This window comes from Yoonia litorea (assembly GCF_900114675.1).
Classification (GTDB): Bacteria; Pseudomonadota; Alphaproteobacteria; order Rhodobacterales; family Rhodobacteraceae; genus Yoonia; species Yoonia litorea.
Window position 1 is genome coordinate 575,452 of the sequence record NZ_FOZM01000001.1, and the last position, 24,789, is coordinate 600,240.

Annotated in this window: 23 protein-coding genes and 1 tRNA gene; 15 read left to right on the forward strand and 9 right to left on the reverse strand. The window is 57.8% G+C overall.

Annotated elements, in window-relative coordinates; translation table 11 throughout:
• Positions 1–61: 61 nt before the first annotated feature.
• The 8 genes from BM316_RS03090 to BM316_RS03125 all read right to left on the reverse strand — a co-directional run bounded on the left by BM316_RS03090 (position 62) and on the right by BM316_RS03125 (position 6,644).
• Positions 62–793, reverse strand: coding sequence for a DUF1194 domain-containing protein (locus tag BM316_RS03090; RefSeq protein ID WP_242649725.1), 732 nt, complete (start codon positions 791–793; stop codon positions 62–64).
• Positions 790–1,455: a DUF1194 domain-containing protein gene (locus BM316_RS03095; protein ID WP_242649727.1), complete on the reverse strand. Its 666-nt coding sequence runs from the start codon at positions 1,453–1,455 to the stop codon at positions 790–792. The genes BM316_RS03090 and BM316_RS03095 overlap by 4 nt, the downstream gene beginning before the upstream one ends.
• Before the next feature lie 14 nt (positions 1,456–1,469).
• A complete protein-coding gene (locus BM316_RS03100; RefSeq protein WP_090203852.1) occupies positions 1,470–1,898 on the reverse strand; it encodes a VOC family protein in 429 nt (142 codons plus the stop codon).
• Positions 1,899–2,053: 155 nt separating this feature from the next.
• Positions 2,054–2,128: transfer RNA gene (locus tag BM316_RS03105), tRNA-Glu, on the reverse strand.
• Between the two features lie 74 nt (positions 2,129–2,202).
• Complete coding sequence (gene recJ / locus BM316_RS03110) at positions 2,203–3,966, reverse strand: single-stranded-DNA-specific exonuclease RecJ (RefSeq protein ID WP_090203855.1); 1,764 nt, start codon at positions 3,964–3,966, stop codon at positions 2,203–2,205.
• A gap of 76 nt (positions 3,967–4,042) precedes the next feature.
• Positions 4,043–5,008, reverse strand: coding sequence for a class II fructose-bisphosphatase (gene glpX / locus BM316_RS03115; RefSeq protein ID WP_090203857.1), 966 nt, complete (start codon positions 5,006–5,008; stop codon positions 4,043–4,045).
• 66 nt (positions 5,009–5,074) lie between these two features.
• Positions 5,075–6,361: a homoserine dehydrogenase gene (locus tag BM316_RS03120; protein WP_090203860.1), complete on the reverse strand. Its 1,287-nt coding sequence runs from the start codon at positions 6,359–6,361 to the stop codon at positions 5,075–5,077.
• Positions 6,362–6,416: 55 nt separating this feature from the next.
• Complete coding sequence (locus BM316_RS03125; protein WP_090207435.1) at positions 6,417–6,644, reverse strand: hypothetical protein; 228 nt, start codon at positions 6,642–6,644, stop codon at positions 6,417–6,419.
• An 83-nt stretch (positions 6,645–6,727) separates the two neighbouring features.
• Here BM316_RS03125 and BM316_RS03130 point away from each other — a divergent pair, with 83 nt between their 5' ends.
• From BM316_RS03130 to ribD, 15 genes are all read left to right on the forward strand, one after another.
• Positions 6,728–7,315 carry a TetR/AcrR family transcriptional regulator gene (locus tag BM316_RS03130; protein ID WP_090203862.1) on the forward strand — a complete coding sequence of 196 codons (588 nt, stop codon included), beginning with the start codon at positions 6,728–6,730 and terminating at the stop codon, positions 7,313–7,315.
• 48 nt (positions 7,316–7,363) lie between these two features.
• Positions 7,364–7,849 carry a hypothetical protein gene (locus BM316_RS03135; protein WP_090203866.1) on the forward strand — a complete coding sequence of 162 codons (486 nt, stop codon included), beginning with the start codon at positions 7,364–7,366 and terminating at the stop codon, positions 7,847–7,849.
• Between the two features lie 747 nt (positions 7,850–8,596).
• The gene (locus BM316_RS03140; protein WP_090203869.1) at positions 8,597–9,004 is read left to right on the forward strand and encodes a TadE/TadG family type IV pilus assembly protein; all 408 of its coding nucleotides are present in this window, start codon (positions 8,597–8,599) and stop codon (positions 9,002–9,004) included.
• A gap of 71 nt (positions 9,005–9,075) precedes the next feature.
• The gene (locus tag BM316_RS03145; protein ID WP_207493610.1) at positions 9,076–10,647 is read left to right on the forward strand and encodes a Tad domain-containing protein; all 1,572 of its coding nucleotides are present in this window, start codon (positions 9,076–9,078) and stop codon (positions 10,645–10,647) included.
• Between the two features lie 149 nt (positions 10,648–10,796).
• Positions 10,797–12,050 (forward strand): sarcosine oxidase subunit beta family protein, encoded by a 1,254-nt coding sequence (locus BM316_RS03150; RefSeq protein ID WP_090203875.1) that lies wholly within the window; start codon positions 10,797–10,799, stop codon positions 12,048–12,050.
• Positions 12,051–12,098: 48 nt separating this feature from the next.
• The gene (locus tag BM316_RS03155; protein WP_090203878.1) at positions 12,099–12,362 is read left to right on the forward strand and encodes a sarcosine oxidase subunit delta; all 264 of its coding nucleotides are present in this window, start codon (positions 12,099–12,101) and stop codon (positions 12,360–12,362) included.
• Positions 12,359–15,265, forward strand: coding sequence for a sarcosine oxidase subunit alpha family protein (locus tag BM316_RS03160; RefSeq protein WP_090203881.1), 2,907 nt, complete (start codon positions 12,359–12,361; stop codon positions 15,263–15,265). Before BM316_RS03155 ends, BM316_RS03160 begins: the two co-directional genes overlap by 4 nt.
• The gene (locus BM316_RS03165; protein ID WP_090203884.1) at positions 15,258–15,779 is read left to right on the forward strand and encodes a sarcosine oxidase subunit gamma; all 522 of its coding nucleotides are present in this window, start codon (positions 15,258–15,260) and stop codon (positions 15,777–15,779) included. The genes BM316_RS03160 and BM316_RS03165 overlap by 8 nt, the downstream gene beginning before the upstream one ends.
• Before the next feature lie 36 nt (positions 15,780–15,815).
• Positions 15,816–17,780 (forward strand): DNA primase, encoded by a 1,965-nt coding sequence (dnaG, locus tag BM316_RS03170; protein WP_090203885.1) that lies wholly within the window; start codon positions 15,816–15,818, stop codon positions 17,778–17,780.
• 130 nt (positions 17,781–17,910) lie between these two features.
• The gene (rpoD, locus tag BM316_RS03175) at positions 17,911–19,893 is read left to right on the forward strand and encodes an RNA polymerase sigma factor RpoD (RefSeq protein WP_090203888.1); all 1,983 of its coding nucleotides are present in this window, start codon (positions 17,911–17,913) and stop codon (positions 19,891–19,893) included.
• Between the two features lie 8 nt (positions 19,894–19,901).
• Positions 19,902–20,162 carry an HlyU family transcriptional regulator gene (locus tag BM316_RS03180; RefSeq protein WP_090203891.1) on the forward strand — a complete coding sequence of 87 codons (261 nt, stop codon included), beginning with the start codon at positions 19,902–19,904 and terminating at the stop codon, positions 20,160–20,162.
• A 112-nt stretch (positions 20,163–20,274) separates the two neighbouring features.
• Positions 20,275–20,541, forward strand: coding sequence for a hypothetical protein (locus tag BM316_RS03185; protein WP_090203894.1), 267 nt, complete (start codon positions 20,275–20,277; stop codon positions 20,539–20,541).
• Between the two features lie 41 nt (positions 20,542–20,582).
• A complete protein-coding gene (locus BM316_RS03190; RefSeq protein ID WP_090203896.1) occupies positions 20,583–20,996 on the forward strand; it encodes a secondary thiamine-phosphate synthase enzyme YjbQ in 414 nt (137 codons plus the stop codon).
• Between the two features lie 252 nt (positions 20,997–21,248).
• The gene (nrdR, locus tag BM316_RS03195; protein WP_090203898.1) at positions 21,249–21,722 is read left to right on the forward strand and encodes a transcriptional regulator NrdR; all 474 of its coding nucleotides are present in this window, start codon (positions 21,249–21,251) and stop codon (positions 21,720–21,722) included.
• A gap of 23 nt (positions 21,723–21,745) precedes the next feature.
• Positions 21,746–22,816 (forward strand): bifunctional diaminohydroxyphosphoribosylaminopyrimidine deaminase/5-amino-6-(5-phosphoribosylamino)uracil reductase RibD, encoded by a 1,071-nt coding sequence (gene ribD, locus BM316_RS03200; protein ID WP_090207441.1) that lies wholly within the window; start codon positions 21,746–21,748, stop codon positions 22,814–22,816.
• Here ribD and BM316_RS03205 read toward each other — a convergent pair.
• On the reverse strand, positions 22,802–24,781 hold the full coding sequence (locus BM316_RS03205) for a capsule polysaccharide biogenesis protein (protein WP_090203901.1): 1,980 nt from the start codon (positions 24,779–24,781) through the stop codon (positions 22,802–22,804). The genes ribD and BM316_RS03205 overlap by 15 nt on opposite strands.
• Positions 24,782–24,789 lie beyond the last annotated feature (8 nt).

Sequence of the window (24,789 nt, forward strand, 5' to 3'; positions counted from 1 at the left end):
CGAAATAGGCCAATTTACGTCGCGAAGTGCCTTCACCCAAATTGCAATCGGTTCAGATGTGTCATTCAAGGACGTCGCGAGGCTTGTCCGTAATTAGCTGTCCGATCGCCAGACTCGAAAGCTCTCTGAGCAATTTGCGCTCCATTGCCGCGGCATAATCCTCGTACCCAAGCGCAACTTCCACAAAGGCTCCGGGCCCGCGAATGACATTGACGCGGTAGTAGGACGAGAGTTGTTTGATATCGCTAAATCGCTCGTCGTCACCGCGAAGATCACCCGCACCAATCACCAGCCCGTTTACTGTGACGCCAGAGGGGCGCTGGTCCTCAGTGATGTTCTGCGGCAAGGGTCCAGTGTTCGTTTCGCCGTCGCCGGACAAATCCAGCGTGCGCTTCCAGCAGTCGCTTTGAGTGGAAAGATAAGCGAACCCTTGAAGAATGGCTGAACCGATGGCGGTCGTTGGTGCCGCCGGCGTGCGGTCATGGTTGGCGAGGGTGGACGTCACTGAGGCAAGATCGGCAGGCGTGCGGATCGCCGTCCAAGGCACGATCTCGGTCTGATTGACCGGGCCGCTCCATTCAAAGACATGGATTCGGATCGGTGCGCCGGGTTGCAGAAAGAAAATCTCCTGAACCGCATCGGCATTCAGCGCGGCGGCGACGCCATCCAGCTGCAGCCTGTATTCAGCCGCGTCGACTGAACGCGATACATCGAGACCAAGTGATAAAGCCTGACGGCACACTGCCTGCGCCATTCCGGGAAGCAGCAACAACGTCACGAGCAGCCGGATCACCCGCGATCCGCCGTTATTTGGTCGGCACGCCCCAAAACCTGAGACGTCAGCTCGCGGACCAGTTTACGGCGCATCGCCGCCTCAAAATCGGAGAACCCCATCGCAGTTTCAACAAAGGACCCGGGGCCCCGGATCACGCTGTCAGTGAAATACTGCGTGGTATTGCCGTCCTCTGTTTCAACAGCCAAAGCATTCACGATGACGCTGTCGAATGCCATCGTGGCATAGGCCGTCTGTGGGCTGAACCCCTGATTATTGGCGCCATCCCCAACGATATCAATGGTTTGGAAGATGCAGTCTGGTGCCTCCTCCATTCGCTGCGCCGCATAGGCCAGCGCGAAACCCAAGGCGGTCTGTTGGGCGACCGCTCCGCGCGTGGATCGCTCGATCTCTGCGGCCACCGCGTCGAGCGTTGCAAGGTCGGTGATCAGCGTCCATGCGCTGAGGTCACGCTGCTGGTCGCGGTCGCTCCATTCGTAAACCAGCAACGCCACAGGATCAGGCGAGACGAGGAAGGCTTGCCTGACTTCATCGGCGCGCAGGGCATTTGCGAGGCCTTGACGTTGCAAGCGATCCTCATCGGCGTCGACCGATACCGACGTATCCAGTCCGATGGCAAGCGCGAGCCGGCATGCCTCAGCCGGTTGCGCGAATGCAGCCAATAGGGCCGCCAGTCTTACCAATGGCCTGTGTTCTCCATACTTGCCCAAGGTTCTTGCGGTGGCAGATCATCGCCGGCCTGTAACAACTCAATCGAGATGTTGTCGGGCGATCGCACGAAGGCCATGTGACCGTCGCGCGGTGGACGGTTGATCGTCACACCATTGTCCATCAGGTGCTGGCATACGGCATAGATGTCGTCGACACGATAGGCCAGATGCCCGAAGTGACGGCTGTCAGACGGCAGTTCGTCGTCACCATCCCAGTTATAGGTCAATTCGATGGGTGCTTCTTCCTGATCGGGAGGGGCCATAAAAACAAGCGTGAACCGGCCACCTTCGTTTTCAAAGCGCCGGGTTTCTTGCAGACCAAGCAACGCGTAAAAAGCGATGGATTTTTCGAGATCTTTGACACGGACCATCGTGTGCAGATAGCGAAGCGACATAAGTGAACCTCATTTTACATAAGTGGTTATGTCAGAGGTAGCAGGTCACGCAGAATCGTAAAGGTGGCTGCCTGCATCAACACAAATGAGAAGGCGCGCCGCAGACGCACGCAACTGCAGTGCTGCATAGATCAGAGAGATACGCGGAAGACCAATGGCAGTCCCTAGGGGAATCGAACCCCTCTTTCCAGGTTGAAAACCTGGCGTCCTAACCGATAGACGAAGGGACCGCTGTTGGTGCGCCGCTTTTAGGGAAACTGCGCGAGGCACGCAAGAGCCTTTTTGCGGTTTTTCGACGAAATTCTCAGTGGGCTTCGGCGGCATCCTCGAGCCGCAATTGAACTGACTGTCGTCCTTGCCAGGTGTTGATTTCGAGGCGGCCAGCCAAGTGAAAACGGGCACCATTGTGATTGCACAACCTTGCCCCCATCGGGCCGTCCATTGCGCCGAAAGCGATGGCGTCAATGCGCGATCCCAGACCGTCGCCAAAGCTGATTTTAAGGTGATTTGCGCCGACTTGTTTTGCGAAATGGATCTGGCAATCGGGGAATGCGAAGCGTGGGGCAGGGGCGCCGGCGCCGAATGGACCGGCGGTTTCCAAGGCCGCAACCAGGTCTGTCGTGGCCGCCTGTGGCATGAGCAACCCACTGACACGCAGATCGGCCGGTCCAAGCGCACCAGCACCTTGCTTTGCCAAAAGCTCACCAAGACGATCCATGGCCGCGTCTAGTTTTTCGCGCTCCACCGTCAGTCCCGCCGCCATCTTGTGGCCGCCGCCTTTGATCAACAGTCCTTCCTGTCCGAGCCGCTGAATGGAAGCTCCAAGATCAATCCCGCTGACGGATCTGCCGGACCCTTTGCCTTCATCGCCTTCAAGTCCGATCACAACCGCCGGTCGGTTTGTCGCCTCTTTCAAGCGAGCAGCGACAATCCCCACCACACCGGGGTGCCAGCCTTCGCCGGCGGCCCAGACAAGTGGGCCATCGAGCCCCCTTTCGGTTGCTTGCAGCAAAGCGGCGTCGCGGACGGCGTTCTCGACTTCGCGCCGTTCGGTATTCAACGCGTCAAGTCGCGCGGCGAGGCCGTCGGCTTCTTGTGCATTGTCGGTTGAGAGCAGCCTTGCACCGATATCGGCCTTCCCGATGCGTCCTCCGGCGTTGACTCGTGGCCCCAGAAGGTAGCCCAGATGGTAGCTTGTCGGGCTTTCATGCAGCCCTGCAACATCACAAAGGGCTGTCAGCCCGACGCGTTGCCGCCGTGCCATGACCGCCAGACCCTGACGCACAAAGGCGCGATTGATTCCAGTAAGCGGCGCAACATCAGCCACCGTTGCCAAGGCCACCAGATCGAGCATCGCCATGAGGTCAGGTCCAGTCTTGCCCTTTTCCCGCAAGAGGCGGTTTGCCTCGACAAGCATCAGAAAAACGACGGCTGCGGCACAGAGGTGGGAAAGCGTGCCGGACTCGTCCTGTCTGTTGGGGTTCACGACCGCGAGCGCCTCAGGCAATGTCTCGCCGCCAAGGTGATGGTCAAGGACGACCACATCTGCGCCAACCGCCGCCTTGATCGGTCCATGCGAAAGCGTGCCGCAATCAACGCAGATGATCAGATCGTGTTCTGCGGCCAAGCTCCGCATCGCCTTATCATTCGGGCCATACCCCTCGTCAATTCTGTCTGGCACGTAGAGGGTTGCGTCCTGACCCATCTGCCGCAGCCAGGTCAAAAGCAATGCAGCACTGCTGCCACCATCGACGTCATAGTCCGCAAAGACCGCAATCCGCTGGCGTTTCTCAACAGCCGCAAGAAACCTCTCGCTGGCAGCGTTCATGTCTTTCAGGCCGCGCGGATCTGGCAAAAGATCCTTGAGTTTGGGTGCAAGGAAACTGTCGACATCAGCGGCTTCGACGCCGCGCGAGGCCAGCACACGGCACAGCGCCGCTGGCAAGGATTTTTGCTGGGCCAAGGCCTCTGCAGCACGGTCCTGCGCGGCAGATGGTCCGATCCAGCGCCGACCTGTCAGCGAGGTTTCAACATTCAGGAATGCGGGGATTTCGGCAGCGTGATCCATCGCCCGCAAACTAGACGGTCAATCGTCAGAGCGCCACTTCATTTGACGCAAAAACACGTCTCGAAGGTGTCGCTGATCAGCTGACAGGATTGCGGTAAATCATGCGGCGCACTGAACCTGTTTTGGAGCGCATCAAAATGGTTTCAGCGGTGACAAAACCGACCTCGCGCTTGATGCCGGGGACAAGCGAACCATCGGTCACGCCGGTTGCGGCAAAGATCACATCGCCGGTCACCATGTCATCACGCGTGTAGACCCGATCAAAATTGGTGATCCCTGCCTTGCGTGCGCGATCGCGTTCGTCATCGTTACGGAATGTGAGGCGTCCGAAGATCTGTCCGCCCATGCATTTCAACGCTGCCGCCGCCAAAACGCCTTCAGGCGCGCCACCAGACCCCATGTACATATCAATACCGGTTTTTCCCCGCTCGGCGGTATGCATGACACCGGCAACGTCACCATCAGTGATCAGGCGGATCGCGGCACCGGTGCTGCGGATTTCGGCAATCATCTCTTCGTGGCGTGGGCGCTCAAGCACACAGACTGTGATATCATTGGTCGAGCACCCTTTTGCCGCAGCAAGGGCCGAGACCCGTTCGGACGGCGACATATCAAGTGTGACGACCCCTTGGCGGAAGCCCGGGCCGACCGCCAGCTTGTCCATATAGACGTCGGGTGCGTGCAGCATCGAGCCTCTTGGCCCCATCGCAATTACCGCCAAGGCGTTTGGCATATCCTTGGCCGTCAGCGTGGTGCCTTCCAAAGGATCGAGCGCAATATCAACGCCGGGGCCTGTGCCGGTGCCGACTTCCTCACCGATATAAAGCATCGGCGCTTCGTCGCGTTCGCCTTCACCAATGACGACAACGCCAGCGATATCCAGTTTGTTCAACTGCGTGCGCATCGCATCAACCGCAGCCTGATCTGCCGCTTTTTCGTCTCCGCGGCCAATCAGTGACGCACAGGCGATTGCGGCGGCTTCCGACACGCGAGCGAGACCGAGGGAAAGATTGCGGTCGTTGAAATCAGGTGTCTTTGGCATTGCCGGCTCCTTTAATGGTTATGCACCCTAAATCGCCTCTGACCTGCCGCGGCAAGACTGTTTGCGCTAAACAGCCTCGATCCTGATGGCGACAGGTGTTCCCGTGACGACGCCCGTGCTCTCAAAGCGGCTCAACGCTTCGTCCAATGCGGTACGGGTCGTTTTATGTGTGACGATCAGGACGGGCGCGTTGGTGTCTTCATGTCCGTATTGGCGCATGCGATCAATCGAGATGCCAGCCTCGCCCAATGCAGCGGCAACTTTGGCCAGCGCTCCCGGTTTGTCGACCAGTTGCATACGCAGGTAATAAGGCGCCGGGACGGCTGCACGTGCGGCGCGTGCATTCCGCAGCGTCTTGGCCGGTTGGCCAAATGTCGAAATGCGGACGCCTCGCGCGATATCCATCACATCGCCCATCACCGCGCTTGCGGTCGGACCTTCACCGGCACCGGGGCCACGCAAGACCACTTGCGTGACGGCATCGCCCTCAAGGACCACCATGTTTGTCCCACCCTGAAGTTGACCGAGAGGCGAGCGATCCGGGACAAGACAAGGCGACATGCGTTGTTCAAGGCCGCGTCCCGTCATTTGCGCAACACCAAGCAACTTGATCTTGTAGTCCATGTCAGCGGCCTGACGGATATCCTCGATCGTGATTGAGCCGATACCTTCAAGTTCGACCGCATCAAAATCAACCTGTGTGCCAAAAGCGATCGACGACAATAGCGCCAGCTTGTGACCGGCATCAATGCCGCCGACGTCAAGCTCGGGATCGGCTTCAAGATAGCCCAGGGCGTTGGCTTCGTCGAACACCTCCTGATAGCTGAGGCCTGCATCCTCCATCCGTGTCAGGATGTAGTTGCAGCTGCCATTCATCACGCCCATCACGCGTGTGATTTCATTCGCGGCAAGCCCTTCGGTCAACGCCTTGACCACAGGGATGCCGCCAGCGACGGCTGCCTCAAAGCGGATCACATGTCCTTTTTCTTCGGCCGCTTCCGCAAGGGCCTGGCCGTGTATGGCCAGAAGCGCCTTATTGGCGCTGACCACGTCTTTGCCGGCCGAGATCGCGGCTTCCGTTGCGTCCTTTGCAGGTCCTTCGTGCCCGCCCATGACCTCGACAAAGACGTCGATATCATCGCGCTTTGCCAAAGCGACAGGATCATCTTCCCATGCGTAGGCAGACAGGTCGATACCGCGGTCCTTCTCCTTGGAGCGGGCAGATACCGCGACTATTTCAATGGGACGGCCTGCGCGCGATTCCAAAAGCGCGCCGTTCTTCTGGATGATCCGGACAATGCCAACACCAACTGTGCCAAGCCCTGCAATTCCAAGCCGCAAAGGAGAAGTCATGTCGCTTTATCCATCCAAGAAAACTGTCGTCTGCGGGTCTAGCCAATTGCTGCGGTTACTGCAACGCGGCGATGTCGATCTGCCGAATGCGTGCAGCGCGCGCCTGCAATGCCGCAACACGCGCCTGCAGCGCGTCAGTTTCGTCCGGTGCGGCGATGCTCAGATCGGGCAGCGGTGTAAGCGTAGGGTAGGGGGCATCACGCGCCTCAGGACTGATCGTGCCCGCAAGTTCGGGAAACGGCGTGCAGGCCGTGAGCAAAGCAATGACGAGAATAGGTCGCATGTTGCCTTCATAGACAGGTCTGCTGCCAAGGAAAATGGCGATCAGTGCTTCCCAAATGAACAAGCGTTCAGTTAAATACGCGCATGGCGCGAAAACAGGGCTCTCATTCAGATATCACCGGCCCAAAAGTGCAGGCTGCAGCAGTGCGGCTGATTGCGCAGCACGGGTATGCAGCCGTTTCGATGCGCCAGATCGCAGCAGAGGTCGGTGTGCAGGCGGGTGCGCTCTATAACTACACACCTGATAAGCAGAGCCTGTTGTTTGATCTGATGCGCGATCATCTGGTCTCTTTGCTGTCCGCCTGGCAGTCAGAGCAGAAGCCTAGCGATGCAATTGCGCGGCTGGAGCATTTCACGCGTTTCCATATCCGCTTCCATCTTTCGCGGGCCGATCAGGTTTTTGTCGCCTACATGGAGTTGCGCAACCTTACCGCCGAAAACTTCTCCATTATCGAAGACCTTAGACGTGATTACGAAGATGCATTGGAAGCGATCCTGCGGGCAGGGATCACCGAGGGCGTTTTTGCCACGCAGGACACACGTGTCGCGACACGCGCGCTGATCGCGATGCTGACGGGGCTGAGCAACTGGTACCGAACAGACGGTGCACTTGAGACCGAGCGGATTGAAGCAATCTACCTTGATCTGGTGCGCAAAGCTGTCTCTGGCTAGGCATTTCCAATTTGCTGCGCTATTGGACCGCAACGCAGGGGATTGGCCATGTTTCAACCAGATAAAGACGGCATTTACGCAAGGGTGCAGGCATCTGCCGGCCGCCGTCTTTTTGCCTATGGCGTTCTTTTTAGTCTGGGTGCGCTTGTCATCTACACAACGCTTTCGCAGCCGCCAGCAATGCATTGGATGATATTCATGCTTGTCTTCGGAGTCGCCATGCTGTGGTTGGCCGAAAGGCTGCGACGCGCAACCCAGCTTGAGATCGTTTTGACGGAAGACAAAGTGACAGATAGTTCTGGTGCGCTCTTGGCGCATCTGGATGAAATTGTCAGTGTTTCGCGCGGCGCATTCGCATTGAAACCTTCAAACGGTTTCACGCTCGTCATGCGCTCTCGCGGGCCGCGCGCGTGGGTGCCCGGTCTTTGGTGGCGCATGGGGCGACGGGTCGGCGTTGGTGGTGTGACGTCAGCGGGTCAGTCGAAGTTCATGGCCGAGCAGATTGCCCTTCGGATCAAGCAGCGCGACGGTTGAGAGCAATTTAAGATACACTTGCTTAAGGGTCATCGCGTTTCTGTTTCGCCGTTCAGCGATCCCCGCTTAGAGCTGAAAACGCGAGTTGGACATCATTTGAATGATCTGCCCAGCCCGAAGAATTGGTTGGAGCAAGCGGCGTTTTAAGTGTGAAGAATGTGACCAAAAAGCGGGGTCTCGTGACGTCTATTTTAGATGTTGCGACGCCCTGTTTTTCCCTTTGGAAGATGAACAAATGTCGCTGCAAACTGTTTCTTTTGCGCGGACATTCGAATGAATTGAGTATAATTTAACAATAAAAGTAAACAATTAGGTTGGAGCCTGCTTGCTTGGGTGAACGGTAAGTGAGCGATCTGTTTAATTTGAAACCTCGCCGCTGAGCGCTGCTGTCCGCTCAATTTCACGAGTAGCGATCCAACATAGATTACGTTTTGACAAGATCAGCTTTCGACACTCGTCCGCAGGACCTGAGGTCGGTGCCTGGACCTGTCATGCTCTAAACGACCCAGTCAACGAGCGATTCGTTGAGGATTGGGAGACCATCGGGTGAGAGGGCTAAATAAGGCAAAATTGAGAAATATTCATATACTGTTAATATAAAGTTTAGAACAGATTTATCTTGCGACAATTATTCGCTCATTTTGTCAAATAACGCAGGAACGTGATGCCTTTGGCCCTCTATCTGCCTTAAAGTAACTTTATTGAAACCAAATGACGATTTTTGGAAAACGACGGGATTAGTCCGGAATGATGGTGAAAAGCATGATGCGCTTCGCGCGTGACGAGCGTGGTTCAGCGACGATTGAATCGCTGCTGTGGTTTCCATTATTTGTTTATCTGTTGGTGCTGATTACAGACGTGTCGTTCATTTTCTACGGCAAGGCTCAGGCGCTGCGGATCATCCAAGACGGCAATCGTGCGTACTCAATCCGCTATCCGGGTGTCACAAGTGAAGCACAGGCAGAAGCCATTATTAGAGCTAATCTTTTGCCATACGATCCCGACCCCGAAGTCGACACGACCTATTTTCCTGCGACGGGTTTGATTGAGACGACGGTGAGGCTCAATGCCGAAGAGCTTATGGCAATCGGCACTGTTCCATTTTTTGGTGACTTTGAATTTGAATTGGTCGCACAGCACTTCCAGGAGCAATAGATATGTCTGCAAAGAGTGTTTCTTCAAAAAGAGATTTCGCCAAACGGTTCGCGAAGGATCAAGATGGCAGCATGACGGTCTGGGGGCTGTTTGTCTGGTTTTGCTGCGGCATTCTTGGCGCACTTGCCCTTGATGTCACCTATCTGATCTCCGGGCGAACGCAGTTGCAGGTTGCCGCGGATCAGGTTGCGCATGCTGCAATCTATCAGCGCAATCTCGTCAACGAAGAAGGTGGCATTAAGATCGAACAAGTGAACGCGGTCAAAACGGTCGCGGCCGATCTGGTGCGTGAAACACTCCCGCAAGGGCGCTACGGTATCGTGCTTGAAGAGGCAGATATCAATTTTGGTACTTACGACACCGCGACCCAGACGTTCACGGTAAACGAACTGTCGAGCGATGCTGTCAGGGCAAGAACCTACTTTACGCGTTCGAACGGAAATGCCGCGATCAGCTTCCTGTTCCGATTGGTCGGGCGGGATGACTTTGACGTTGTCGCCGAAACTGTCTTCATCGCCTACGGCAAAAACTGCATTACCGAGGGTTATGTGGCGGAAGGTGTCGTCGATATTCAGTCGAACAATGGTTTTGGTGCTGATTTTTGCATCCACTCAAATGAATTCGTGTCCATCAACCAAAACAACTCTTTTGCGACAGATGATGAAGAGACGGGTGAAGGCGGCAGCATCGTCTCCATGCCTGATATCAGTAAGCTGGATATTCCCGGTGGCGTTGAATACGACGAAAACAACGAAATTATTCCCGATAATTTCAAACTGAACGATGGTCTGCTGGAGGCGCTCGCCCAATACACAATCGATTTGCAGCCGATGATGAACATGATGGACAACATCGTCTATAAGTATGAGAACCCACAGGCGTGGGCGGATGCTGTTGCGAATAACGATTACAGTGCCTTCCCTGTACCAATCTCTGCACCGATTACGCCGGATTGGCCAAGTTTTATTGATGTTGCTCAATATGCTGATGCGACCACACCACTTTCGCTGAATGCGACAGATATCTCTGGCAAAGGAAACACAACGTCGTTTACAACCGAAGAGTTAATGGCCGTTGGTGCAGATGTGGTTCCGGTCCTGAATGACGACGGATCAGCAGCAACCGATGAGAACGGTGATCCGATCTTTGACGTGCTCTCCGACGGGACGAACCGGACCTATTATATCGATTGTGTGAAGGGCGGTAACGAAAACCGCTCTGCCGGCGTGACAATCGATGCGAGCACCACGCCGCTGAAAGATATGATTATCATTTCACCTTGTGAGATCAGTTTTGCACAAGGCAGTGTTATCCAGAATTCCCGGATCGTTTCGACATCGACGTCTCCCGATGCGATCACAGGCGCACAAGGTGTCGTTTTGGGCGATCTCGACAATGTCTGCGACTCTGGCAGCCAGTTTATTTCAATGGGCGGTATTCAGTTTCCCTCCGAACTTACCTTGGCCGGCTCTCAGATGCTTGCAAAAGGTGATGTTAAGTTTGCTGCAGGTATCAACGGAATGATCGGTGGCTCAGTCATCGCCGGCGGCAGCATCGACGGAACGTCGAACGGAGACATGGAGGTGTGCGGTTCTGGTCTGCTTGACAATATCACCAAACGCTTCTTCCGCATGGCGCTGTAGTCGGAAATCCATTCAGGTGGAAAAGGCCGCGCATTTGCGCGGCCTTTTCCATTTGCGGCGTCGAGTTTGCGACAAGCCGTGTCGAAAAGAGGACATGCAATCCCCCACCTACATTGCTAGGCTCACGTCGGGCAGGCGAGGGATGCAGCATGGGCTACTCCGGATTTCGGGTCATCAAAGAGGGCCTCTTTGGTCAAAAGGGCTGGAAGCCCGTCTGGCGTGATCCTGAGCCCAAGCCCGAATATGATGCCGTGATCATTGGCGGTGGTGGCCACGGGCTTTCGACCGCCTATTACCTCGCTAAAGAACACGGCATGACGAATATCGCTGTGCTCGAGAAGGGCTATATTGGCGGCGGCAACGTCGGGCGGAATACCACGATTGTACGGGCCAACTACTTCCTGCCAGGCAACTCCGAATTCTATTCCCATTCATTAAAGCTTTGGGAAACGATGGAGCAGGACCTCAACTACAACGTCATGCATTCGCAACGCGGCCTGATTAACCTGTTTCATTCGGATGGCCAGCGCGATGCTTTTGCGCGCCGTGGCAACGCGATGATCAATCAGGGCGATGATGCGGTGCTGCTGGACCGCGAGGGCGTGCGGGAGTATCTGCCCTACCTAGATTTCGATAATGTGCGCTTTCCAATCTACGGCGGATTACTGCATCCGCGCGGTGGCACGGCGCGCCATGATGCGGTGGCCTGGGGCTATGCCCGCGGCGCCGATCAGCGCGGCGTGGATATCATCCAGAATTGTGAAGTGACCGGCATCGACATCGAGGGCGGCAAGGTCAAAGGCGTGCAGACCACGCGCGGCGTCATCCGCGCCAAGAAGGTCGGGATCGTCGTGGCTGGCCGTTCGGGGCAAGTCGCAGCCATGGCGGGCATGCGCCTGCCGATTGAAAGCCACGTGTTGCAGGCCTTTGTGACTGAGGGGCTCAAGCCCGTGATTGACCATGTGGTCAGCTTCGGCATGGGCCACTTCTATATCAGCCAATCGGACAAGGGCGGTTTGGTCTTTGGCGGCGACATTGATTTCTACAGCTCATATGCTGCGCGGGGGAACCTGCCGATGAAAGAGCACGTAATGGATGCAGCCATGACCCTGATGCCGATGATCGGCAAGGCCAAGGTGCTGCGCTCTTGGGGCGGGATCATGGATATGACGCCCGATGGCTCGCCCATCATCGACAAGACGGATACCGAAGGTCTCTTTATCGATTGCGGCTGGTGCTATGGCGGCTTCAAGGCAGTGCCCGGATCGGGTTTCAGCTTTGCCCATTTGATGGCGACGGGAAACCACCACGAACCGGCAGCGAAGTTCCGGCTGGACCGCTTCCGCACGGGCGTGGGCCTGATGGATGAAGAGGGTACGGGGTCGCAGCATAACCTGCACTGAAGGCGTCCGACGGAATTTGAGTATTTTTAGCAAAATGATGAGACAGCGATGCGCATAGACTGCCCCAACTGCGGCGAGAGGGACCGGCGCGAGTTCTATTATCAGGGCGACGCGGTCGTGCTGAATCGTCCTTCCGAGGATGCGGGCGCGCAGGCGTGGGATGACTACCTGCACAACCGTGCCAATCCCGCAGGCGAGACGCGCGATCTGTGGTTCCATGAGGGCGGTTGCCGCGCGTGGCTGGTGGTGGAACGCAATACGATGACCCATGCGGTGCATGCAGCGACATTGGCCGAAAAGGTGAAGCGATGAGGCTCGCGACACCGGAAAAGACAGTCACATTTACATTCGACGGCCAGCGCATCAAAGGCGTGCCCGGAGAGCCGGTGTCAGCCGCCTTGCTGGCCGCTGGCATCAAGCTGGTGGCGCGGTCCTTCAAGTACCACCGCCCGCGCGGGATCATGTCGGCAGGCTCCGAAGAGCAGAACGCATTGGTGACCGTGGGCCGCGGGACCGCGCAGGAGCCGAACGTCCGTGCGACGACGCTGGAAGTGTCAGAAGGGCTGGAGGTGTTCAGCCAGAACGCATGGCCCTCGCTCAAGCATGATGTGATGGCCGTGAATGATCTTGTGTCACCGTTTCTGGCGGCGGGCTTCTATTACAAGACCTTCATGTGGCCGCGCAGTTTTTGGGAAAAGCTTTATGAGCCGATCATCCGCCGCGCGGCAGGCCTTGGTGCGCTGTCGGGTGAGAGTAATCAGGATACCTACGAAAAGGCCTTTGCGTTCTGTGATGTGCTGGTGATCGGCGCGGGGCCTGCGGGCCTCATGGCGGCTTTGACTGCTGGGCGTGCCGGTGCAGATGTGGTTCTGGCGGATGAAGATACCGCCATGGGTGGCCGACTTTTGCGCGAGCGCGAGGATGTGGATGGCAAGCCTGCGGCGGACTGGGTGGTAGAGGCGCTAGCCGAGCTTGAAGCGATGCCCAACGTCCGTTTGATGACCCGCACCACAGTGACGGGGGCTTATGATCAGGGCACTTATGGCGCTTTGGGACGGATCGCGGGGGGGCGTGCAGCGGGCAAACCACTTGAGTGTTTCTGGCGGATCGTCGCCAAACGCGCGGTGCTTTGCGCCGGTGCGCTCGAACGCCCGATTGCCTTTCCGAACAATGACCGCCCCGGTGTCATGCTGGCCTCTGGTGTGCGGGCCTACGTGAACCGCTGGGGCGTCGCGCCCGGCAAGGCAGTGGCGGTTTTCGGCAATAATGACGATGCGCACCGGACCGCGCGAGACTTGGCGGCGGCGGGTGTGAAGGTTGCGGCGGTGATCGACAGCCGTGATGACGCGAAGGTCGAAGGGGATTTTCCTCTCTATACCGGCGCTGAGGTGATTGCGACCAAGGGTCGTCATGCGCTTGAGAGCATCACGATAAAGACAGGCAATGGCACGCGGGTCATCCGCTGTGATTGTCTTGCCGTCTCGGGCGGGTGGAACCCGACTGTGCATCTGACCTGCCATATGAACGGACGTCCGACGTGGGACGTGGGGATCGCCTCTTTTGTGCCGACGCCGGAGAGTATCCCCGGAATGGTCACGGCGGGGGCCTGCAATGGTGCCTTCAGCACGGCGGCCTGCCTGAATGAAGGAGCAGAGGTCGCGGCAGGTGTTGTGGCTGATCTGGGCCTTGCGGCTGAGATCAAGACGCCCTCCGCTGACGATGCGGCCTATGCGATCCAGCCGCTGTGGGCGGTCGAGGGCAAGGGCCGCAAGTGGATCGACTTCCAGAACGATGTCCATGTGAAGGACGTGCGGCTGGCAGCGCAGGAAAACTTCCGCTCGGTCGAGCATATGAAGCGCTACACCACCCAAGGCATGGCCCCCGATCAGGGGAAATCGTCGAACGTCGTGGCGCTTGCGGTGCTGGCTGATGCGACGGGGCGCGGTATTCCGGAAACCGGTACGACGACATTCCGCCCGCCTTATGTCCCTGTCTCGATTGCGGTGATGGGGGCAGGCAGTCAGGGCAAGGGCTTTGCGCCTGAGCGCTTCACCACCTCGCACAGCGCCAGCGTCGATCGTGGCGCGCCGATGATCGAAGCAGGGCTTTGGTATCGCCCTAGCTATTTCCCGAAGGAGGGCGAGAGCCATTGGCGCCAGTCCTGCGACCGTGAAGTCGGCTATGTGCGTGAGGCGGTCGGCATCTGCGATGTCTCGACGCTCGGCAAGATTGACATTCAGGGGCCGGATGCGGCGGCATTGCTGGATTTTGTCTACACCAATGGTTTCTCGACCCTGAAGGTCGGGCGCGTCCGCTACGGGCTGATGCTGCGCGAAGACGGGCATGTTATGGATGACGGCACGACCGCGCGGCTAGGCGAGACGCATTTCGTGATGACGACGACGACTGCTGCGGCGGGTCTGGTGATGCGCCACCTTGAGTATGTGCTGCAGGCGATCCGGCCCGATCTGGACGCACAGGTGATCTCGGTGACGGAGCAATGGGCGCAGTTCGCAGTGGCGGGGCCAAAGTCACGTGAGTTGCTGAATACGGTGCTGGACCAGCCGATCACCGACGAAGACTGGCCCTTCATGGCCTGCGGCGCGGTCAGCGTTGGCGGTGTTGCAGGTCGTCTCTTCCGTATCTCGTTCTCTGGCGAGCATGCCTATGAGGTCGCGGTGCCCTCGCGCTATGGCGAGAGCCTGTTCCGGCAATTGGTAGCACAGGCCGAGGTGATGGGCGGCGGACCTTACGGGATGGAGGCGCTGAACGTCTTGCGGATCGAGAAGGGCTTTATCACCCATGCGGAGATCCACGGGCGCACGACGGCCTTTGATATCGGCATGGAACGCATGGTCAGCGCCAAGAAGGACTGTATCGGCAAGGCGGCTGCGGCGCGACCGGGGTTGCTTGGCGAGAGCCGCCAGCAGCTGGTCGGGCTGAAGTCGAAAGGGGTGGATCATGCCCTGAGTGCGGGTGCGCATCTCTTTGACAAAGGAGCCAGCCATTCACGGGTGAATAGCAAAGGCTATGTCACCTCGGTTTGCTATTCACCGACGATTGGCACGCATCTGGGTCTTGGTTTTCTGGAAAACGGCCGCGCGCGGCATGGGGAGGTGATCGTGTTGCGCGACCACCTGCGCAACATCACCGAAGAGGTCGAGGTCTGCGATCCCGTCTTCTTTGATCAGGACGGAGGGCGCGCCCGTGGCTAGTCTGATTGCATTGACGCCCTGCGCGGGGCTTTTGCCGCTGACCATCGGCGCGATCACGGTGACCGAAGTAGTGCCGCAGGCGCTGACCTCGGTGGCGCCGTTCAAGGGACACAAGAAGGCGGTTTCCGAGGCGTTGAAGGCGAAGGTCGGCGCTGGATTGCCTGCCCTGAACCGCCGCAGCGGGGCGGTGACGTGGTTCGGCCATGGTGTCTGGATGGTGGCGGGGGCCGTCTCTGTCGAAGGTGCTGCCGTGACCGATCAATCGGATGCCTGGGCTGTGGTCGAGATCAAAGGGGCAGGGGTCGAGGATGTGCTGGCGCGGCTTGTGCCGGTTGATCTGCGTGCTTCGGTTTTCAAGAAAGGCCATGTCGCCAAGACGATGTTGGCGCATCTGTCCGTTACTGTTGTGCGCACCGGTGCGGACAGTTTTGAGATCACGACGATGCGGTCTATGTCGAAGACACTTTTGCATGATCTCGAAGTTGCGATGCGCGGGGTTGCCGCGCGCGGGTAGCTTCCCATTGCTGCGTGAATAGCGGATACTCACGCCATGAGCCTGCCACCCGGATTCTTGGATGAACTGCGCAATCGGCTGTCCCTTGGACAGGTCGTCGGGCGCAAGGTCATGTGGGATCAGCGCAAGTCCAATCAGGGCAAGGGTGATCTCTGGGCGCCATGCCCGTTCCATCAGGAAAAGACCGCCAGTTTCCACGTCGATGACCGCAAGGGTTTCTACTATTGCTTTGGCTGCCACGCCAAAGGCGATGCGATTTCCTTTGTCCGCGAGACCGAGAATGTGGACTTTATGGAGGCCGTGAAAATCCTCGCCGCCGAGGCAGGGATGCCCGTGCCCGAGCGTGATCCGCAGGCGCAGGAAAAGGCAGACCGCCGCACCCAATTGGTCGAGGTGATGGAGCAGGCGGTGAAATGGCATCGGATGCAGTTGCAAACGGCAGCGGCAGGCGAGGCGCGGGATTATCTGGCACGGCGTGGGTTGTCGCCTGAAGCGCAGGACCGCTGGGAGATTGGTTTTGCGCCAGCAAATGGCGGAGTCTTTGCGCATCTCACTGGCAAGGGTGTCGAGGCCCAACAGGTCATCGACGCAGGGCTGGCCGCTGAAAGCGACCGGGGCGGCGCGCCATATGACCGTTTCCGGGGCCGTATCATGTTCCCGATCCGCGATGCGCGGGGTCGTGCCATCGGCTTTGGCGGGCGCGCGATGGACCCCAATCATCCGGCGAAGTACTACAACTCTCCCGAAACAGCGCTGTTCGATAAAGGCCGCAGCCTTTTCAACCACGGCCCCGCGCGCGAGGTGGCAGGCAAGGGCAAGCCGCTGATTGTGGCCGAAGGCTATATGGACGTCATCGCCCTCTCCGAGGCGGGGTTCGGGGCGACGGTCGCGCCACTGGGAACTGCAATTACCGAAGATCAGCTGCGCTTGCTGTGGCGCATGGCGGATGAGCCGATCATTGCGCTTGACGGGGACACGGCGGGCCTGCGTGCCGCGATGCGGGTGATAGATATCGCGCTGCCGCTGCTGGAGGCGGGCAAGTCGCTTCGCTTTGCCCTGATGCCGGAGGGCCTTGACCCTGACGATCTGATCAAGGCGCAGGGCGCGGGGGCGATGCAAAAGCTGATCGATGCGGCCATCCCGATGGTGCAGCTGCTCTGGCAGCGCGAGATCGAGGGCAAGGTCTTTGACAGCCCCGAGCGCAAAGCGGCATTGGACAAAGCACTTCGTGAAAAGATTAGGCTGATCGCCGATCCGTCGATCCGCAGTCACTACGGTCAGGCGATCAAGGACCTGCGCTGGGCGCTCTTTTCCGCATCGGGCGCACCGAAATCATCCAACAAGCGGCCACGGCAGTGGTCGGCGGCCCGCGACCCTTGGAAGCGCGAGATCAGCCCGGTTGCGGCAGCGCGTGCCTCAGCTTTGGCGGCTGCTGCTGCCGATGAAGATCATTTACGCGAAGCCGTGATCCTGGCGGGGTTGATCGTTGCTCCTGCGCTGTCCGTCGAGTTCGAAGATGAACTTGAGCGGATGGAGTGCCGTGATCCCCTGCATCGGGATTTGCAGGCGTCCATCCTGCGTCATATCGGAGCGGAAGAGTTGCGCCATATCGTCGCTTCGGAATGTGGGGAGGCTGCCCTTGAAAAGCTCTTGTCGCAAAACCATGTTGCGATCAGCCCTGTTATGCGGCGTGTAGACGACGAAGAGGTCGCGCGGCTTTGTCTGGCGGAAGAATTTGCCAAGCTTACGGCGCGGCGCGGTCATCGCCGGGAAATCGAAGATGCCGTCGAAGACTTAAGTGGCGTTGCAGATGAAGGGCTTACATGGCGATTGGCACAAGCAAGCGCCGCATTGAATAACGCAGGACGCGGCAAGGATGAGGACAAGGTTGACTATGCCATCGGCAAAAATGGCGCACGTATGAAGAAAGACGAACAGTCTGCTTTTGATCAGCTTTTAGACAAAATCGATTTTGCCAAGGGCGCGAAACGTCCTAACTGACAAACAATGCAACACATCTGAAAAGCAGGGGCGACCTGCTTGCGAATCAGCAGAATGCGCGGTTGATTCGTTTTGAACCGAATCACCCGAATCACTTCGGGTAAGGGACCGCTTTGAAAGGGCGCTTTGCATGGCAGCGAAAGACACGGACGATCGCAAGGACAACGACCAGGACGGTGATATCAGCTTTGATATGAGTCAAGCGGCCGTCAAGAAGATGATCGCCGATGCCCGTGAACGTGGCTACATCACTTACGACCAACTCAACTCTGTCCTTCCACCTGATCAGGTTTCCTCTGATCAGATCGAAGACGTGATGTCGATGCTCTCGGAAATGGGCATCCAGGTCACTGAGGAAGAAGAAAGCGAAGAGACCGAGGAAACACAGGCCAACACCGCTGTTGCGACCGTCGGTGGTTCGCGTGACGTGGCCATCGGTTCTGCCGAAACAGAAAAGCTTGACCGCACCGATGATCCGGTGCGGATGTATCTGCGCGAGATGGGGTCCGTTGAGCTTCTCTCTCGTGAGGGTGAAATCGCGATTGCGAAACGGATCGAAGCCGGACGCAACACTATGATCCTCGGGCTTTGTGAAAGCCCGCTGACCTTTCAGGCGATCACCATCTGGCGTGATGAACTTCTGAACGAAGACATTCTGCTGCGTGACGTCATTGATCTGGAAACCACTTTTGGCAACCAGATGGGCGAAGACGGAGACGAGGAAAGCGTTGTTCCGGCCGCCGGCGCGGCTCCAGCCGAAAAGAAAGAAGCGACACAAGAACTCGACGCTGATGGCAATCCGATTGCCAAGGACGACGATGATGACGAAGACGATGCGGCGAACATGTCGCTCGCTGCGATGGAAAACGCTCTCAAGCCACGTGTGCTCGAAACGCTTGAGCTGATCGCAAGGGATTTCGCCCTTCTGTCCGAGATGCAGGACGCGCGTATGTCCGCGACTCTGAACGAGGACTCTTCGTTCTCCGATAAGGACGAAACAAAGTACCAGAAGCTGCGTTCGGAAATTGTTGAACTTGTGAACTCGCTTCACCTGCACAACAACCGTATCGAGGCGTTGATCGACCAGCTTTACGGGATTAACCGGCGCATCATGTCGATCGACAGCTCCATGGTGAAGCTGGCAGATCAGGCGCGTATCAACCGTCGGGAATTCATCGACGCCTACCGTGGCCGCGAGTTGGACCCGAACTGGCTTGATGAAATGTCAGAAAAGTCCGGTCGCGGCTGGCAGATGCTTATCGAACGCTCCACCGCCAAAATCGAGGATTTGCGGGCCGATATGGCGCAGGTCGGTCAGTATGTTGGCGTTGATATCACCGAATTCCGTCGCATCGTGCAGCAGGTCCAGAAGGGCGAGAAAGAAGCACGTCAGGCCAAGAAGGAAATGGTCGAAGCGAACCTGCGCCTCGTGATTTCGATTGCCAAGAAATATACCAATCGCGGTCTGCAGTTCCTTGACCTTATTCAGGAAGGCAACATCGGCCTGATGAAGGCTGTCGACAAGTTTGAATATCGCCGCGGCTACAAATTCTCGACCTATGCGACATGGTGGATCCGTCAGGCCATCACGCGTTCGATTGCGGATCAGGCTCGCACGATCCGTATTCCGGTCCATATGATCGAAACGATCAACAAGTTGGTGCGCACAGGCCGCCAGATGTTGCATGAAATTGGCCGCGAACCGACGCCAGAGGAATTGGCAGAAAAGCTGCAGATGCCTTTGGAGAAAGTGCGCAAGGTGATGAAGATCGCCAAAGAGCCTATCTCACTGGAAACGCCGATCGGCGACGAGGAAGACAGCCAGCTTGGCGATTTCATCGAGGACAAGAACGCAATTCTGCCGCTGGATTCTGCGATTCAGGAAAACCTGAAGGAAACCACGACGCGCGTGCTTGCATCGCTGACACCTCGCGAGGAGCGTGTTCTACGGATGCGCTTTGGCATCGGCATGAATACCGATCACACACTCGAAGAGGTGGGCCAGCAGTTCAGCGTGACCCGCGAACGTATCCGCCAGATCGAAGCCAAGGCGCTTCGTAAGCTCAAGCACCCAAGCCGGAGCCGCAAGCTGCGCTCCTTCCTTGATCAATAGGAGCAGGCATGGCGTGGCTCAGCAAACTCTTTGGTGGGAAAGAGGCCGCGTCTACTGCGGCCTCTGAAACCTACAAGGACTTCACAATCGCGCCTCAACCGCAGAAGGATTCGAGCGGTTGGCGGATTGCCGCTTTGATCGAAAAGGACGGGAAGACGCATTCTTTGATCCGGGCGGACGTGCTGAACGATCAGGATGCCGCAATCGCGGCGTCCGTGAGCAAAGCCAAGCAGGTCATTGACGAACAAGGCGACCGTATCTTCGACTAGCTTTCCCTGCGCGCCGGTTGCTTCTGTGCATTTTTCCATGACAGGGGCTGCGCGGACGTCAGCTTGAAAATGTGAGTTTGCGAGATAGATCATGTCGGGAAAGGAAGTCCCGATGTCATTTACAAAGTCCGCTGTTCTCACTGTTTCACTTACGTTTGCAGCCGCGACGGTCGCTAGCGCCTACAGCACCGAGCCGCAGCCAGGACGCCACTTTGTCGAGGTGATTACGCCAAAATCTGTACTGCCTGTGAGCGGATCTGACGCATGTGAAATGGCGATTGCCGAAGACCTCGTGGCACTCGTCGGGCCGGAAATGATCATTCAAGAAAGGGCGCAAGGGCCGCGATTGGAACCAGTCGCGTGTCTGTCTGAAGAGTAGCAGGACTTGCTCTTGCCCTGGCGTTTCGCGACGATGCTGCCATGCAAACGCAATTTGACATACGCACCAATGGTCCGGGTCTTTATGAGTTCACCGGTGAAGTCGGTCATTGGGTCAAGGGCAGCGGACTTCTGACGCTGTTCATTCAGCACACATCCGCAAGTCTCGTCATTCAGGAAAACGCCGATCCTGAAGTTCAGACCGATCTGCAAAACTTTTTCGCGCGCCTTGTGCCACCTTCGAACGATCCGCGCATGGCATATCTGACCCACACCTACGAAGGCCCGGATGATATGCCGGCGCATATCAAGGCAGCGCTTCTGCCGACGCATCTCAGCATTCCCGTCATCAATGGTAAAATGGCACTGGGCACATGGCAGGGCATTTATGTTTTTGAGCATCGCGATAGGCCCCATCACCGACGCGTGGTCGCGCATCTTCAGCCCCAATCTTAGGCGACTTGATCGGACGTCAGGAAAGCGCAACGCACCTGATGCAGACGCTTTGCCTCTTGGTCTGGCGTTCGAACACTCCGGACAAAGTTGGAATCTGATACAAGAGTGAGTCTTCTGCGCCACGATCCATGTCGGCCGACACCTGACCCGATTTGCACACTACCCAAACCTGATTGCCCTACATATAGTGGCTGTGGATAAGTCGGGTGGAGCAGGCAGCTTTGTCCGCAACAGGAAGTGTGAGGACCTGCCATGCGTTGCCCGTTTTGTGGAAATGTTGACACGCAAGTGAAAGACAGCCGCCCCGCCGAGGATCATGTGGCGATCCGTCGTCGCCGGTTTTGCCCGGCCTGTGGCGGGCGCTTTACAACATATGAACGGGTCCAGTTGCGTGACCTTGTCGTGATCAAGTCAAACGGTCGCCGTGAAGACTTCGACCGGCCGAAGCTCGAACGCTCAATTCGGATCGCCCTGCAAAAGCGCCCCGTCGAACCAGAGCGCATTGATCAGATGATCAGCGGCATTGTGCGTCGCCTGGAAAGCCTCGGTGACACAGATATTCCGTCAGGGACAATTGGCGAAATTGTGATGGAAAGTCTCGCGCGGATCGACACCGTGGCCTACGTCCGGTTTGCCAGCGTCTACAAGAATTTTCAGGCTGCTGACGATTTCGACAAGTTTGTCAGCGAGTTGCGTCCGCATGCGACGGGCGACGGGGAAGAGTGACCGCACAAACTGATGCGCGTTTCATGGCGCTGGCCTTGTCGCTGGGGCGACGAGGCTGGGGTCGTGTTTGGCCCAATCCCGCAGTCGGCTGTGTTATTGTCAAAGACGGCAAGATCATCGGACGTGGATGGACGGCCGATGGCGGCAGACCCCATGCAGAAACGCGCGCACTGGCGCAAGCGGGGGCTGCTGCGGAGGGTGCGACGGCCTATGTGACGCTAGAGCCATGCGCGCATCATGGGCAAACGCCGCCCTGCGCTCAAAGCCTGATTGATGCAAAAATCGCCCGTGTCGTGGTCGCGCTTAGTGATCCTGATCCGCGCGTGGACGGTGGTGGACTGAGGATGCTGCAGGACGCCGGTATTGATGTGACAGTCGGGGTTTGCGCTGATGCCGCCGCGCGCGATCATGCGGGGTTCTTGTTGCGGGTGCGAGAAGGCCGTCCATTCGTGACTTTAAAGCTTGCCGGTACTTTAGACGGGCGCATTGCTACCGCGACCGGTGAGAGCAAGTGGATCACGGGGAAAGCCGCTCGTCGTGCTGTCCACGCCATGCGCGCGCGACATGACGCCGTGATGGTTGGCGCGGGGACCGTCAGAGCTGATGATCCATCGTTGACGGTGCGCGACATGGGTATCACGCGTCAGCCGGTCCGTGTTGTCCTGTCGCGATCCATGAAAATCCCCGTGGGCAGCCAATTGGCGCGGACTGCAGCCAAGGTGCCAGTCTGGCTATGCCATGGGGCTGGCGCGAATGTTGCGTCATGGGTTGAAAACGGTGCGGTAAGCCTGCCTTGCGAAACTGTTTCCGGTCAGGTTGCACCGCTGTCTGCGCTAAAGATGCTTGCGGAGCGCGGGATCACCCGTGTCTTTTGCGAAGGCGGCGGGATGTTGGCGGCATCGCTACTTAATGCCGATCTGGTCGACGAGCTTGTGGTCTTTTCTGCCGGTGCCACGATCGGCGCAGAGGGCACTCCTATGCTTGCCGCCATGGGTGTGGACGGTTTGGCGCATGCGCCCCGGTTTACCTTGTCTTCGGTCGCAACGGTCGGCGGTGACATCTGTCACACATGGCGGCGCCTACCTGCGCCATAAAAAGGCATAGCTTGCGAATGCACCCTGTAATTTGGCCAGCGCGCGGTTTGCCGCTCCAGGCGGCGGAATGTCGTCATTTTCCAATCGATCCACGATGACTTCGGGCGGACAGGGCAAACGTGTCACAGGATCGAAGTACCGCGGGTAGGCGATGAGCGCGCCATGCACCAGTGCTGTCAGATCCAGCCGCGCTGTGCGTCTTGTGATCGGCATTGCGCGGTCATCGGTCAGGCCCCACCCCGCGTAGAAGGGCATCCCGAGGCAGGTGACTGGCGTGTCTCGTAAGAGGGCCTCAAACCCCAGCAGTGATGTAATCGTCCAGACTTCGTCAACGGCTTCAATAGCGGCGACCGAATGGACATTTTCCAAGACAACGTCCGCGATATGATCGGCATCGTCAACTTTACCCGGCCTTAACCCTGCCTCCACATCGGGATGCGGTTTGTAGATGATCTTTGCAGCAGGATTGGCCTTCCGCACGGCAGCGAGCAAATCCTTGTTTGTCTTGATATCGGTTGCGCCCAATCGGATTGAGGCGTCGTCCTCGACCTGTCCGGGGACCAGAATGCGGCGACCTTCTGGCAGATCGGGGACGACCGTCTGACCGTGATTATACTTGCTGAGGCCCGCGTCGGTGATCCGCGCGATCAGGGCGGCAGCGCGCCGCCGTTCGGCATCACTCAGACCATCGCTTTCGTTCAAGATAACTTCCAAGCGGCTCGGTCTGGTCGCGTCGTAGTATATTCCCAAGTCGTCGATCACGAGGCTGAGCGGTGCGATCAGATCCGCGCCAAGCCCGCGTGATCGCAAAAACCCATCTTCCACCAAGCAGGCTCCGTCGCCTCCTTTGGCGGCCCAGCGCATAACCCGTCTGTTGGTTTGACCTCGTGGTTTTCCGAACTTCAGTGGCTGCACACTGCCGAAAACCTGCTGCAAGGGTTTGCGCTTCCACAAGCGCATGTCCTCGGCCTGCCAGCCCTTGTGATCGTCGCGCCACGTTCTGGTGAGCGCGGCAAGTGTGGCAAGCGCTTCTTCGAAACTGCAAAGGCGGTCGTGATAGGGATCATACCATTTGGGATAGAGGATCATTGCCCCCGCAAAGAGTTGCGCGCGCGTCAGATTGCGCTGCCGCCTTTGCAGTGGCTTGCGGTCATCCGTGAGCCCCCAACCCACGTAAAACGGCTGCCCCAACACGACCGGCTTGTGTCCGGCGAGGATTGCCTCGAATCCCAGTTGCGAGCTCACCGTATAGACGGCGACGGCGCCCTCAAAAAGCGCCCAAGGTGATATGGGTGCGTCAACAATCGTGACACGCTCGTTTTCATCGTCCTTGTCGAAATAACCTTCTCGGTGGCCGGCTGATGTTTCGGGATGGGTCTTGATGATGATCCGGGCGCCAGGGTGCTCGGTGAGAGCGAAAAACAGCATCTCGCGAAAGGAATTGCTGTCACAACCGCTGGCTTTGATGGATGCATCCTTCCGCGTTTGGTCAATGACCAACACATACCCCGGTTTGGTCGCGGAAAGCGTTGGGTCGTGAAGGTTGTACTTCGAGAGCTGATGCTTGCGCATCAAATCAATCCCTGTTCGCGCACGGTCGAGAAGCGCTGTGTCATCAAGCGGGGTCTCCGCAAGGACCATCTCGAGGTCAGATCGCGTTTCGGGGTCGAAGTGCACGCCGTTGCGATCAATATTCAGGCCAATGGGCGGATCGCCATCACGGCCAAGTCCGACAGAGCGAAGGAAACTGTCTTCCACCCTGACGACGGAATTGCCTTTGCGCGCAGCGATGGTTTCGCCGCGGGGCGCTGTTGGACTGTGGCCCCAGACCCCAACCAGATCATCGCCATCGGGTGCGCCCAGCTTGATGTCATAGCCCGCGAGATCAAGGATACGCCTGACCCTGCCTTGCGTGAGAAAGCCACCATTATAGACATAAAGATTTTTGCGCGTGCCTTGCGTCATCGCCGCAG